We start from the raw sequence: 12,928 nt of genomic DNA on the forward strand, positions 1-12,928 counted from the left end.
ACTCATGGCAAAGATTCTTGCGGTAGACGACTCGGCCTCCATGCGCAGCATGGTGGCCTTCACCCTGCGCGGCGCCGGCCACGACGTCGACGAGGCCGACAACGGCCAGGCCGCGCTCGACACGGCGCGCGGCGCCAAATTCGACCTCGTGCTGGCCGACGTGAACATGCCGGTGATGGACGGCATCTCGATGGTGCGTGAAATGCGCACGATGGCCGGCTACAGCGGCGTGCCGATCCTGATGCTCACCACCGAGTCGAATCCGGAGAAGAAGATGGAAGGCAAGGCCGCCGGCGCGACCGGCTGGCTGGTCAAGCCGTTCGACCCCGACCAGCTGCTGGCCACCGTCGCCCGCGTGCTCGGCTGATCCACCCGTCCACGTTCCGGCAACCGAAGGCTCCACCCTCATGTCCAAAGTCGATCTGGCGCAATTCCACAAGGCGTTCCACGAGGAAAGCCTCGATGGCCTCGACGCCATGGAGCAGGCGCTCCTCGCACTGGACGAGGGCGCGACGGACCCGGAACTGATCAACGTCGTGTTCCGCGCCGCCCATTCGATCAAGGGCGGCGCGGCCACGTTCGGTTTCACCGACGTGGCGGCCTTCACCCATGTGGCCGAGAACCTGATGGACGAGGTTCGCAGCGGCCGCCGTCCGATGGAAAAGGCCGTCGTGGAGCTGCTGCTTCGCTCGGGCGACACCGTGCGCGACATGCTCGCGCTGTCGATGGCCGGCCAGCCGGCCGCCACGCCGGAGAGCCAGGCGCTGCTCGCCGAGCTGTCCGCGATGGTCTCGGGCGGCACGGCCGCGCCGGTCGTCGCGAAGGCGGCCGCCGCGGCCGAGGAGATCGAAGGCTGGGACATCGCGTTCCGTCCGTTCGATTACCTGCTCAAGACGGGCAACGATCCCGCGCGCATGTTCCGCGAGCTGGCGACGCTCGGGCCGCTGCGGGTCACGTGCGACGCCAGCAATCTGCCTGCGCTGGCCGACATGGACGCGTCGTCGTCCTACCTCGGGTGGACGCTCGGCCTCGACGCCGGCGCGAAGCGCGTGGCGGTGGAAGGCGTGTTCGACTGGGTCGACGGCGATTGCGACCTGTCCATCGTGCCGCGCATCGCCGCGCCGGCCGCCGTCGCCGCTCCGGCGGCTGTCCCGGCCGCCTCGCCGCGCGCCGTCCGCGAGGTCGCGGCGAGCAGCGAGGCCAGTTCGGTCCGCGTGGGTATCGAAAAGATCGACACCCTCATCAACCTCGTCGGCGAACTGGTCATCACGCAGTCGATGCTCAGCCAGTTCCACGACGGCGTGGACGCCTCGCAGCTGGAGATGCTGCGCCAGGGCCTCGCCCAGCTGTCGCGTCACACGCGCGAGCTGCAGGAAAGCGTGATGAGCATCCGCATGCTGCCCATCAGCACCGTCTTCAACCGCTTCCCGCGCCTGGTCCGCGACCTGGCGCAGAAGCTCGACAAGAAGGTCGTCCTCGACCTGCGCGGCGAGACCACCGAGCTCGACAAGACCGTGCTGGAGAAGATCGGCGATCCGCTCGTCCACCTCGTCCGCAACGCGATCGACCACGGCCTCGAAGTGCCCGCGAAGCGGCTCGCGGCAGGGAAGGGCGACACCGGCACGCTGCGCATGGAGGCCTTCCATCGTGGCGGCTCCATCGTGGTCGAAGTGGCCGACGATGGCGCGGGCCTGAACCGCGACGCCATCGTCGCCAAGGCCGTGCAGCGCGGCATCATCGCGTCGGGCGACGGCATGTCCGACGACGCCGTTGCCGAACTCATCTTCGAAGCGGGTTTCTCCACCGCCGCCGCGACCACGGATCTCTCGGGCCGTGGCGTGGGCATGGACGTCGTTCGCCGCAACGTCATGGACCTCGGCGGCACGGTCGCCATCCGCAGCGTGCACGGCAGCGGCACCACGTTCACGATCACGCTTCCGCTCACGCTCGCGATCATCGACGGCCTCACCGCCGCCGTGGGCGCCGAAACCTACATCGTTCCGCTGGTCTCCATCGTGGAATCGGTGCAGGTGAAGCCGGACGCCGTGCGTAGCGTCGCCGGCGGCGGCGAGCTCTTCCGCTTCCGCGACCACTGGCTGCCGATCGTCCGCCTCTACGACGTATTCGGCTGCGACGGCCAGCGCCGCGCGATCGACGAGGGCATCGTCATCGTGGTGGAAGGCGAGGGCACCCGGATCGGCCTCTTCGTCGACGAACTGATCGGCCAGCAGCAGGCGGTCGTGAAATCGCTCGAGGCGAACTACCGCCGCGTCGCGGGCATTTCCGGCGCCACGATCCTGGCCGACGGTTCCGTCGCCCTCATCGCCGACGTCACCGGCCTCGTCCGCATGCAGTCCCGCCGCAAAGCCGCCTGACCGCGCAAGGCGGCCCCGGCCGCGACAGCTCTTCGTGCGGGTGTTGTGGGAGCGGACCCGGCCGCGACCGCTTCTCGCCGGAAGCAACAGGCCCTGCGGCTCTTCGCCAAAAGCAGCCGCGGCCAAGTCCGCTCCCACAGAAATCAACGGCTCCGCGGCTACCTGACGCACGGCCCCGGCCAGCTCCTCGCCGGGAACAACAGGCCCTGCGGGTGTTGTGGGAGCGGACCCGGCCGCGACCGCTTCTCGCCGGAAGCAACAGGTCCTGCGGCTCTTCGCCAAAAGCAGTCGCGGCCAGGGCCGCTCCCACAGCGTGTCGCGGAGCGCCCTGCCATTGAGATTACTCCTCAAGTCCGGCCTGCCGCGGCCGATACCCCACAGGTAAGGGGTTACACCGCCGCTCTGATCCGCCGTGGGAAAGACATGAACCAGCCAGTCAACAGCGCCATCGACGCGACCGCCGAGGCCGCGCAGTACCTGACCGTGACCCTCGGTAACGAGGAATACGGGGTCGACATCCTCGCGGTCCGCGAGATCCGTGGCTGGACCCCGGTCACCCGCATTCCCCAGGCGCCGTCCTACGTGCTGGGCGTCCTCAACCTCCGTGGCGCCATCGTCCCCGTGCTCGACCTCCGCCTGCGCTTCGGCCTGGCGCGCGAGGAGTACACCGCGACCACCGTCTGCGTGATCGTGATGGTCGCCGGCCGCCAGTTCGGCGTGGTGGTGGACGCCGTTTCCGACGTGGTCGAGGTCCTGCCCGGCGCCGTCCGTCCGGTGCCGGACATGGGCACCACCGTCGATACCGAATACCTCAAGGGCCTGACGTCCGTGGGCGAGCGCATGGTGCTCCTGCTCGACGTCGATCGCCTTCTCCAGCCGCAGGATGCGCAGATGCTCGAGGCGGCCCTCGCCTCTCCCGAAGTCAAAGCCGTCGCCTGACGCCTGCCGATTGGAATCGTGATGAAGAAGTTCAAGTTCAAGCTCCCCGCGATGACCGTACGTGGCCGCCTGTATGGCGTGCTCGGCCTGCTCACGCTCATGCTCCTGGGCGGCGCGGCCGTCGGTCTCGGCGCCATGCACTTCCAGAACGAGGGCATGCGTCAGGTCTACGAGGAAGAACTCGTCCCGTCGGAAATGCTCGCCCGCATCAACACCAGCTCGCTGATGTCGTTCGTGGTGCTGGGCGAGGGCGCGGCCAAGGTCGGCAACGCCGATCAGGTGAAGCAGAAGGTCGCCGAATTCCAGAAGTATCAGGCGGACCTCGACGCGACGAAGGCGGAGTTCCTCAAGGTACCGATGTCGGCTGACATCAAGAAGCTCTACGAGAAATGGCAGGCGACCAACGACGACTACGCCCAGGCCAAGGCCGACATGGTCGACGCCCTGAACCAGGGTGACCAGGGTGCGACGGACGTGCTCGAGCTGCAGGTGCGCCCGCTGCTCATGGATCGTCAGTCGCAGCTGAGCAAGCTCGTCGAGGCCAAGCGCGACGAAGCGGCCGCGATCTTCGCGAAGGAGACCGCGCAGTACAAGACGATCCGCGCCATCAGCATCGTCTCGCTCGGTGTGGGCCTCGTGGTCTGTCTGCTGATCGCCGCGCTCGTGGTCCGCTCGATCATCCGCACCCTTTCGCACGCCGTCTCCGTCGCGCACCTCATCGCCGAGGGCAAGCTGGGCCACGACGTGCAGGTCACGCGCAGCGACGAGCTCGGCCAGCTGCAGGGCGCGTTCCGCGCGATGGACGAGCGTCTCAGCGCCATCGTCTCGGAAGTGCGCCATGGCGCCGGTTCCGTCAGCACCGCAGCGCAGCAGATCTCGCGCGGCAACGACGACCTCTCGCAGCGCACGCAGGAGCAGGCCTCCAGCCTCGAGGAAACCGCGTCGTCGATGGAGGAAATGACCTCCACGGTGAAGCAGAACGCCGAGAACGCCAGCCACGCCAACCAGCTCGCCCGCGGTGCGCGTGAACAGGCCGAGCGCGGCGGCGAAGTCGTCGCGCAGACGGTCGTCGCCATGCGCGAGATCAACACCTCCAGCAAGAAGATCTCCGACATCGTCAGCCTCATCGACGAAATCGCCTTCCAGACGAACCTGCTGGCGCTCAACGCGGCCGTCGAAGCCGCCCGCGCCGGCGAGCAGGGCCGCGGCTTCGCGGTCGTCGCCACCGAGGTGCGCAATCTCGCGCAGCGTTCGGCGGGTGCCGCCAAGGAGATCAAGGGCCTCATCAACGACAGCGCCAGCAAGGTGGCCGCCGGTTCCGAACTGGTCGACCAGTCGGGCAAGGCGCTCGCCGAGATCGTGGACAGCGTGAAGAAGGTGACCGACATCGTCGCCGAGATCGCCGCCGCCAGCTCCGAGCAGTCGGCCGGCATCGACCAGGTCAACCACGCCGTGCTGCAGATGGACGAGATGACCCAGCAGAACGCCGCGCTGGTGGAAGAATCGGCGGCCGCCGCCCGTGCCATGCACGAGCAGGCGACCGAGCTCAGCCGCCAGGTCGCGTTCTTCCAGATCACCGGCCAGGCGGCGGGTGCGACGACGGCGCGCGCGCCGCGCAAGGACGCCGCGCAGGAAGAAATGGAAACCGTGTTCGCCGCCGTCCGCAGCGCACCGGCGCCGCGCGCTCCGCGTCCGGTCGCCGAGTCGGCCGACGCCGGGGTGTGGAAGGAGTTCTGATCGATGAACGCGCTCGTCGACAACGGCGATGCCGCCGGTCTGGCGGGCGCGGGACCGAGCCTGGGTGAAGCCGAGTTCGCGTTCCTGCGCGAATTCGTGCTCCAGCACTGCGGCATCTCGCTGGGCGACCACAAGCGGCAGCTGGTCCAGGGGCGGCTGCTCCGCCGGCTGCGCGCGCTGGGGCTGGCCGGGTTCGCCGACTACTGCGACCTGTTGCGCCGCGATCCGGACGCGGAACTGGGCGAGCTGGCCAGCTGCATCAGCACGAACGTGACGTCGTTCTTCCGCGAGATGCACCATTACGACCTGCTGGTCGACGAACTCCTGCCGCGCTGGCTCGAAGAAAAACGCGGCGGTCGTCTGCGCATCTGGTCGGCGGGCTGCTCCACCGGCGAGGAACCCTACGCCATCGCGATGGTGCTCGCCGAGGCGCTGGAACGCAGCGGCGCGGGCATCGACGCGAAGATCCTCGCGACCGACCTCTCGCCGCAGGCGCTGGCGGCGGCGCGCAAGGGCGTCTATCCGATCGATCGGCTCGGCGGCGTGAGCGACGCGCGGCGCAAGCGCTGGTTCCTGCGCGGCGAAGGCTCGTTCGACGGCTTCGTGCAGGTGCACCCGCGCGTGCGCGAGCTGGTGACGATCCAGCCGCTCAACCTTCTCCATGACTGGCCCATGCAGGGCCGGTTCGACGCGATCTTCTGCCGTAACGTGGTCATCTACTTCGACAAACCGACCAAGCAGCGCCTGTTCGCCCGTTACGCGGGCAAGCTGGAAGAGCGCGGCTACCTGTTCCTCGGCCACTCCGAATCGATGTACGGCCTGTCCGACGATTTCGACCTGATCGGCCGCACCGTCTACCGGAAGCGGCCATGAGCGACGCGTTCGCGGCACAGCCGCGCACCTTCGCGGGGTTCGATCCCAAGAGCGTGCTGCCCGGCTTCGAGCACGTCCGCCGTTTCTGGGATCCCGCCCAGGAAGTGGTCACGGTCAAGATCCTGCCGGGCGAGTACTACGTCAGCACGCAGGAGGAGATGATCTCGACGGTGCTCGGCTCGTGCGTGTCGGCCTGCGTCCGCGACGCGCGCCGGCGCATCGGCGGCATGAACCATTTCATGCTGCCGGAACCCGCAGGCGAGCGCGACAGCTGGAGCTCCACGATCGGTCGCGCGGCGCGCTATGGCAACGACGCCATGGAGCAGCTGATCAACGCGATCCTCAAGGCGGGCGGTCGTCGCGACGACCTGGAAGTGAAGATCTTCGGGGGAGGGCGCGTCCTCGCCACCATGACCGACATCGGCCAGCGCAACATCGCCTTCGTGCAGCGGTACATCGCCACGGAGAAGCTGAAGCTCTGCGCGGCGGACGTCGGCGACATCTACCCGCGCCAGGTCCAGTTCTTCCCGGTCAGCGGCAAGGTGCGGGTGCGCCAGCTGCGGGCCATGCACGACCACAGCCTGGCCGATCGCGAGAAACGATACCTCAAGCGATTGGCCGACGATCCGATAAAGGGAGAGGTGGAACTTTTCTGACGCGTCCCGTCGGAAGTCCGCCCAGTGAAACCATCCGGTCGGTTCGCCGACAGGGACGTCCCGCCACCCGAGTTGCAAGAGCCCATGCAGAAAGTACGCGTTCTCATCGTCGACGACTCCGCGCTGGTGCGTAAGGTGCTGTCGACCATGCTCGAGTCCGATCCGGGCATCGAGGTCGTGGGCACCGCGGCCGATCCGCTGATCGCGCGCGACAAGATCAAGCAGCTCAACCCGGACGTCCTCACGCTGGACGTCGAAATGCCGCGCATGGACGGCCTGACGTTCCTCGAGAACCTCATGCGGCTACGCCCGATGCCCGTGGTGATGGTGTCCACGCTGACCGAGCGCGGCGCCGACGTCACGCTCCGCGCCCTCGAACTGGGCGCGGTCGATTTCTTCACGAAGCCGGCGGCGGATCTCGCCAACACGTTCATGGAGCATGCGCCGGAGATCTGCGCCAAGGTGCGCCTCGCCGCCGGCGCGAAGCCGCGCGAGCGCAGCGCGGTCACCAAACTGGATGTCGCGCCACGCCTTTCCGCCGATGCCGTGCTTCCGCGCGCCCAGAGCGCGGGCACCCGCGGCGGCACGCGCATCATCGCCATCGGCGCCTCCACGGGCGGCACCGAGGCCATCCGCGTCGTCCTCGAGGCCATGCCGCCCACCGCGCCGCCGATCGTCATCACCCAGCACATTCCCGCCGCCTTCAGCGGTCCGTTCGCGGCGCGCATGGACGCCTGCTCCGCGATGCGCGTCTGCGAGGCGCGCGACGGCCAGCCGATCCAGGCGGGTCATGCCTACATCGCCCCCGGCAGCCAGCATCTGCTGGTGATGTGGGACGGCGCACGTCATGTCTGCCGCCTGCACGACGGCCCGCCGGTCAACCGGCACAAGCCTGCGGTCGACGTGCTGTTCCGCTCGATGGCCGCCAGTGTCGGCGCGGCGACCATCGGATGCCTGCTCACCGGCATGGGCGACGACGGTGCGCGAGGCCTCGGCGAACTGAAGGAAATCGGCGCGCCCACGCTCGTGCAGGACGAAGCCAGCTCCGTCGTCTGGGGCATGCCGGGTGCCGCCTGGAAGGCCGGCGCCGCCGGCGAGATGTTGCCGCTCGACGCCATCGCCGCGCGCCTGCTCGCGCTTGCCCACACTCCCGTGTCCGTCGCCGCGCGCGTCGGTACCTGAACTCTCGAGACGTCATCATGTCGATTCCGAAAAACGAACGCATCGTGGGATTCGCCGCCAGCGCGGTCGCCCTCGTCGTTGTCCTCGTGTTCCACGCCGCCTGGGTCGCCCCCGTGGTCGTGGCCCTGCTGACGGCGACGTGGATCGCGATCGGGCTGCGCCCGGCACACCTGCCCGACGTCGAAGTGGTGCTCAGCAGCGCCACCAGCGACGAGGCCTCGGTGCGCGAAGCCATGGAAGACGTGCGCAGCGCGATCGTCGACGAACTCGGCCATGCCAGCCGTGAACTCAACCAGGCGCTCGACCTGCTGCGCGACGCGGTCGCCGAACTGGGCGGCGGCTTCAACGGCCTGTCGCAGAAGACCGGCAAGCAGCAGAAGCTGCTCAGCGAGATCATCGAAGGCGGCGGCAAGGGCATTTCGGTGCAGGACTTCGCCGACCGCACCGCCGGACTGCTCGAGCACTTCGTCGGCCTGATCGTGCAGCTCTCGCGCGAGAGCCTGCGCATCGTCTATCGCATCGACGGCATGGCGAAGGAGATGGACGCCGTGTTCGCCCTGCTGAAGAACGTCAACACCATCGCCGAGGAAACCAACCTGCTGGCGCTGAACGCGGCGATCGAAGCGGCGCGTGCCGGCGAGTCCGGTCGCGGTTTCGCGGTCGTCGCCGGCGAGATCCGCAACCTCGCGCAGCACAGCAACCAGTTCAACGAGAAGATCGGCACGCACGTGGAGCGCTCGCGCACCGCGATGGAGCAGCTGCGCGAGCTGGTCGGCCACATGGCCTCGCAGGACATGAACGTGGCGCTCTCCGCCAAGGGCGGCATCGACGCGATGATGTCGACGATCACCGAATCGAACGCGCGTACCAGCGCCGCCGCCGACGAAGCCGCCACGATCAACCGCGGCCTCGGCAACGACGTCTCCACGACGATCCGCTCGCTGCAGTTCGAGGACATCCTCAGCCAGTTGCTGCACCAGACGCGTTCGCGCCTGGTCGAGCTGCAGGAGATCACCGCGGACTGCACCCGCGACATCGAGGAACTGGCCTGCGCGCCGTCCGACGCCGCCGAACTCGGTGCCCGCGCCCAGCGCGTCCGCTCCCGTCTCGCCGAGCAGCGCGAGCGCGCCCGCCTGCGCTCGCGTGGCCCGGCCCTCCAGCAGTCCATGGCTGCCGGCGACATCGACCTGTTCTGAGGAAGCCCACGCATGTCCATCAACGTCCACCACGACACCGAGCAGGGCTGCCTCACCCTTCACCTGGGCGAGCGCTTCGACTTCTCGATCCACCGCGCCTTCCACGACGCCTGCCTGGGCGATGTCGCGCCCGCGCGCAGCTACGTGCTCGACCTGGAGCAGGTCACCGGCATGGACAGCTCGGCGCTGGGCATGCTGATGCTCCTGCGCGAGCATGCGGGCGGCGACCGCGCCGAAATCCGCATCGTGAACGCCGGCGCGGAACTGCGTAACACGCTGCGCATCGCCGGCTTCGACAAGTTGTTCACGGTGCACTGAGGGCGAAAAAACAGTGCGCACGACGACCCGCTGGCCCGGCCAGCGGGTCTTTTTTTGCCCGTCAAAACACTGACGGCGATACCGCCTTGATGCAATCTCGACGCGTCGTCGAGGCCCTCGCAATCTCTATCTAAGAAATGTAACGAACCGGCCGAAATTGCATGTCGGAAACCGGCTGCCGTGCCGCTTTTGCGCAGTCGCTCATCGGGCCTCAGCGTCTCATGAAATCGCGGTGTGACGGGGGTCACACTCGATATTTCGGGCTCCCGAATGGCAGGGGGCACTACCCAAGGCGTGCGACGCCTGAGGAGTGATCATGAGCGAGCAGACGATCGGTAAGGTTTTGACGCGTACCCTCCTGGCGAGTTGCATCCTCGCCGCGTCGGTCTCCATCACGGCATGCAGCGGGCACGGGTCCACCCGCTCGGGCGGCGGCTCCGGCGGGACCGTTCAGCCCGGCGGTGCCGGCGATACCGGTGGTGGCGGTGCCGGCGGCGGCTCGGACGGCGGCGGATCGGGTGGCACGGGCGGCACCGGCGGGACAGGTGGCGGCACGGGTGGCGGTACCGGCGGTGGTGGTACCGGTGGCGGTGGTACCGGCGGCGGTGGCACGGGCGGTGGCGGTGGAACGGGTGGCGGCGACGGCGGTGGAACCGGCGGTGGTGGTGGTACGGGCGGCACGCCCGCACCGAGCAACGCGGTCGGCGCCGTAGCGACCGGCACCGGCAACATCATCACGGCACTGGGCAACACCGTTTCGGGCGTCGGGGCCCAGATTCCGGCGACGACGATTCTCGGCGGCACGTCTGGCCTCGGCACGGGTCTCGGTAGCGCCGTCGACGGCATCGGCGGCGCCCTCACGACGATCGGGAACGGCGTCAGCGATGGCCTCGGCCAGACCGGCAACACGACCAATCCGGTCGGCACCACGACGGATTCCCTCGGCAACGCGGTCGTCCAGATCGGCGACGGTGTGCAGGACCTCGGTGGCGGTCTGCCGACGGTGGGCCAGGGCACGCCGATCGCGCCCATCACCTCGCTCGTCGGCAATGTCGTCGACGGCACCGGGAACGCGGTGTCGCAGGTCGGGCAGGGGCTCGACGGCGTCCTGCAGTCCAACGGCACGAACGCGCTGACGCAGACGCTGAGCGACACGGTGACGCCGCTCGCCAGCGCGCTGGGCGACAGCAGTTCGCCGATCCAGTCGACGAACCTCATCGCCGCCACCGGGAATGCGAGCGGTGGTCTGGTCGGTGGCCTCAGCGGCGCCGTGGCTGGTCTCGGCGCGAACATCGCCAGTGCGCAGGTGCCGGGAGCGGCGAGCAGCCTGACGTCGCCCCTGGGCAACACGATCGAAGGCGTCGGCACGTCGCTCGCCTCGCTGAGCAGTGGTTTGCAGGGTGGCCTTGGCACGTCGGCGCCGGGTGCCGGCGATACCTTGGGCACGACGCTCGGCGGGCTCACCGGCACCGTTTCGGGCCTTGGCGACACCGTGGCCGGTGCTGGCACGGGCGCGCTCTCGCCCCTGGCTCCGCTGACGACCGCCGCCGGCACGGCCATCGGCCGCATCGGCGACGGTACGACGGCGGCCGTGAGTTCCGGCGGTGCGCTGTCGGGCGTGACGGGCGCGGTGAGTGGCGTGGTCAACGGCGTCGCCGGCGTCACGACGATCAATGGTGGGACGACCTCCGGCGGCACCGGAGCGACGGCCGGCCTCGTCAGCACGGTCTCCGGCGTCACCAACACCGTCGGCGGCGTGGTCGGCGGGCTGGTCGGTGGTCTGACGAGCGCCGCGGACGGTGGCGGTGCGGGCGACGCACCGCTGAAGGGCATCCTCGGCAAGCGCGGCCGCTGATCCCGATGCTCCCCGGGTGGACGGCGCCCCCCCGCGCCGTCCACCCCGGCCTTCGGGCCCTTCGCGCGCGGAGGCACCCGCGCGTTTTTTTTGAAATGAAGAAGGAACGTCCATGTCCCGATGGTTCGGTTGCCTCCTTGGCATGACCGTCGTCTGCTCCGCCCATGCGCAGGTCCGCGCCCCCGCCAACCCTTTGCAGACCCTTCCCCGCGCGGAAGCGCCGAAACAGGCGCCATCGGTGCAGGTGAACGTGCAGGCGCCCAACCCGGCGCTCGAAGCCCTGTTGTCGACCCATCTCACGCCGACGCGCTTCGACGTCATGGGCGTGCACTCGGTGCCTTTCGCCGAGGTGGCTGCCGTGTTCACGCCGCTCAAGGGCAAGGACGTGACCGTGCGCGACCTCGTCGCGGCCGCCGACAAGGTCACCGCGATGTACAAGGCGCGGGGCTATGCGCTTTCATTCGCGTTCGTTCCGGCGCAAAACCTCGCCGGCGGCGTCGTCCGCATCCAGGTGGTCGAGGGCTATGTGGCCTCCGTCGACGTGACGGGCGATCCCGGCAATCTCGAACCGCGCATCCGCGCGATGGCCGCGCATGTCGTCGGCGAGCGCCCGCTGCGCCAGGAGACGTTCGAGCGTTACACGCAACTGCTCGGCCAGCTGCCCGGCGTGAAGATCGCCGCGAACGTCCCGCCGCCGACGACCACCGACGGCGCGACGAAACTCGATCTGGCGGTGACGCGACAGCGCTACGACGTGAGCTACGGCCTCGACCTCAACCATCCCGGCACGCAGGGCGTGTTCACGCTGCTGGAAAATGGCGCGACGCCGCTGGGCGAGCAGCTCAGCCTGTCGACGCTGTTTCCGAACGGAGGCGGCCAGCGCTTCTATTCGGCCGGCTACCTTCAGCCCATCGGTTCGCGCGGGTGGCAGGGCAAGGTGGATGCGAGTCGTTACTGGGGCCAGCCGGACACCGACGAGCAGCTTCCGTCGTACCTCGATCACCGGCTCACGCAGGAGCGTCTCGCCCTGTCGGCCATCTATCCGATCGTGCTGAACAATTCGGAACGCCTTGGGGTAACGACGGGCATCTACGCATCGCGCCAGGACGATCGTTATCGCAATGTCGACACCGGCGCCATGGTCGCGCTGCAATCGAGCGTGCGCGTACTCAACGCGGAACTCTCATGGTTGAAAGTGAGCACGACGCAGACGCGGCAGTTCTCGTTCGCCGTCGCCCACGGATTCGCGGGCCTCGGTGCGTATTCGCGCGCGGTCAGCAACGTGGGTGAGCTGGGTCTGGCGACGCCCGACGTCTCGTTTACCCGTTACACCGGCAACCTCGTCTGGTCGAACCAGTGGGCGCACCATCTCGGCACGGTGTTCCGCGCGACCGGACAGTACAGCGACTCCGCGTTGCCCTCGACGGAGCAGATCAACTTCGGCGGCCCGAGCTTCGCCTACGCGTACGACCCCGGCGACGCCGCGGGCGACAGCGGCTGGGCGGCGTCCGGCGAGGTGAATCGCAGCTTCGTCTCCGGTGCCCGGTGGATCAAGTCGATCGTGCCGTACGTGGCCTACCAGACGGCCCGCGTCTACCTCAACGGCGCCCGTCCCTTGATCGACCGGCTCGATTCCGCGGCGATGGGCGTGCGGGCCTCCGACAACAAGCACTACTCGGTCGATTTCGCGCTCGCCTGGCCCACGGGTGACAAGCCGCCCGAGACCCGTGACCGCGACATGCGCTGGAACCTGACGTTCAGCTACAAGCTCATGTGACCGGGGGCAGGGGCGTACGG

11 protein-coding genes are annotated in these 12,928 nt (G+C 68.7%); all 11 read left to right on the plus strand.

Going from position 1 to position 12,928, the window contains the following annotated elements:
• Positions 1–4 precede the first annotated feature (4 nt).
• The 11 genes from J2X58_RS01320 to J2X58_RS01370 all read left to right on the plus strand — a co-directional run bounded on the left by J2X58_RS01320 (position 5) and on the right by J2X58_RS01370 (position 12,908).
• Positions 5–367, plus strand: a complete 363-nt coding sequence (locus J2X58_RS01320) for a response regulator (protein WP_090054604.1) — start codon at positions 5–7, stop codon at positions 365–367.
• A 40-nt stretch (positions 368–407) separates the two neighbouring features.
• Positions 408–2,375, plus strand: a complete 1,968-nt coding sequence (locus J2X58_RS01325) for a chemotaxis protein CheA (RefSeq protein WP_310046019.1) — start codon at positions 408–410, stop codon at positions 2,373–2,375.
• A gap of 423 nt (positions 2,376–2,798) precedes the next feature.
• On the plus strand, positions 2,799–3,314 hold the full coding sequence (locus tag J2X58_RS01330) for a chemotaxis protein CheW (protein ID WP_310046020.1): 516 nt from the start codon (positions 2,799–2,801) through the stop codon (positions 3,312–3,314).
• Positions 3,315–3,335: 21 nt separating this feature from the next.
• The gene (locus tag J2X58_RS01335; protein WP_310046021.1) at positions 3,336–5,051 is read left to right on the plus strand and encodes a methyl-accepting chemotaxis protein; all 1,716 of its coding nucleotides are present in this window, start codon (positions 3,336–3,338) and stop codon (positions 5,049–5,051) included.
• A gap of 3 nt (positions 5,052–5,054) precedes the next feature.
• Entirely contained in the window at positions 5,055–5,924 is an 870-nt protein-coding gene (locus J2X58_RS01340; protein WP_310046022.1) for a protein-glutamate O-methyltransferase CheR, read from the plus strand.
• Complete coding sequence (cheD, locus tag J2X58_RS01345; RefSeq protein ID WP_090054596.1) at positions 5,921–6,580, plus strand: chemoreceptor glutamine deamidase CheD; 660 nt, start codon at positions 5,921–5,923, stop codon at positions 6,578–6,580. Before J2X58_RS01340 ends, cheD begins: the two co-directional genes overlap by 4 nt.
• Positions 6,581–6,664: 84 nt before the next feature.
• Positions 6,665–7,762, plus strand: coding sequence for a chemotaxis response regulator protein-glutamate methylesterase (locus J2X58_RS01350; protein WP_090054595.1), 1,098 nt, complete (start codon positions 6,665–6,667; stop codon positions 7,760–7,762).
• A 17-nt stretch (positions 7,763–7,779) separates the two neighbouring features.
• Complete coding sequence (locus J2X58_RS01355; RefSeq protein ID WP_310046024.1) at positions 7,780–8,958, plus strand: methyl-accepting chemotaxis protein; 1,179 nt, start codon at positions 7,780–7,782, stop codon at positions 8,956–8,958.
• Between the two features lie 12 nt (positions 8,959–8,970).
• Complete coding sequence (locus tag J2X58_RS01360; RefSeq protein ID WP_177191141.1) at positions 8,971–9,276, plus strand: STAS domain-containing protein; 306 nt, start codon at positions 8,971–8,973, stop codon at positions 9,274–9,276.
• Positions 9,277–9,592: 316 nt separating this feature from the next.
• A complete protein-coding gene (locus J2X58_RS01365) occupies positions 9,593–11,131 on the plus strand; it encodes a collagen-like triple helix repeat-containing protein (protein ID WP_310046026.1) in 1,539 nt (512 codons plus the stop codon).
• A 112-nt stretch (positions 11,132–11,243) separates the two neighbouring features.
• Positions 11,244–12,908, plus strand: a complete 1,665-nt coding sequence (locus J2X58_RS01370; protein ID WP_310046027.1) for a POTRA domain-containing protein — start codon at positions 11,244–11,246, stop codon at positions 12,906–12,908.
• Positions 12,909–12,928: the final 20 nt, after the last annotated feature.

Source organism: Luteibacter sp. 3190, assembly GCF_031456385.1.
Classification (GTDB): domain Bacteria; phylum Pseudomonadota; class Gammaproteobacteria; order Xanthomonadales; family Rhodanobacteraceae; genus Luteibacter.

What these genes read in the sequence shown, in the direction of transcription:
- J2X58_RS01320 (WP_090054604.1), top strand. Translation starts at nt 5, where the DNA reads ATGGCAAAGATTCTTGCGGTAGACGACTCGGCCTCCATGCGCAGCATG.
- J2X58_RS01325 (WP_310046019.1), top strand. Translation starts at nt 408, where the DNA reads ATGTCCAAAGTCGATCTGGCGCAATTCCACAAGGCGTTCCACGAGGAA.
- J2X58_RS01330 (WP_310046020.1), top strand. Translation starts at nt 2,799, where the DNA reads ATGAACCAGCCAGTCAACAGCGCCATCGACGCGACCGCCGAGGCCGCG.
- J2X58_RS01335 (WP_310046021.1), top strand. Translation starts at nt 3,336, where the DNA reads ATGAAGAAGTTCAAGTTCAAGCTCCCCGCGATGACCGTACGTGGCCGC.
- J2X58_RS01340 (WP_310046022.1), top strand. Translation starts at nt 5,055, where the DNA reads ATGAACGCGCTCGTCGACAACGGCGATGCCGCCGGTCTGGCGGGCGCG.
- cheD (WP_090054596.1), top strand. Translation starts at nt 5,921, where the DNA reads ATGAGCGACGCGTTCGCGGCACAGCCGCGCACCTTCGCGGGGTTCGAT.
- J2X58_RS01350 (WP_090054595.1), top strand. Translation starts at nt 6,665, where the DNA reads ATGCAGAAAGTACGCGTTCTCATCGTCGACGACTCCGCGCTGGTGCGT.
- J2X58_RS01355 (WP_310046024.1), top strand. Translation starts at nt 7,780, where the DNA reads ATGTCGATTCCGAAAAACGAACGCATCGTGGGATTCGCCGCCAGCGCG.
- J2X58_RS01360 (WP_177191141.1), top strand. Translation starts at nt 8,971, where the DNA reads ATGTCCATCAACGTCCACCACGACACCGAGCAGGGCTGCCTCACCCTT.
- J2X58_RS01365 (WP_310046026.1), top strand. Translation starts at nt 9,593, where the DNA reads ATGAGCGAGCAGACGATCGGTAAGGTTTTGACGCGTACCCTCCTGGCG.
- J2X58_RS01370 (WP_310046027.1), top strand. Translation starts at nt 11,244, where the DNA reads ATGTCCCGATGGTTCGGTTGCCTCCTTGGCATGACCGTCGTCTGCTCC.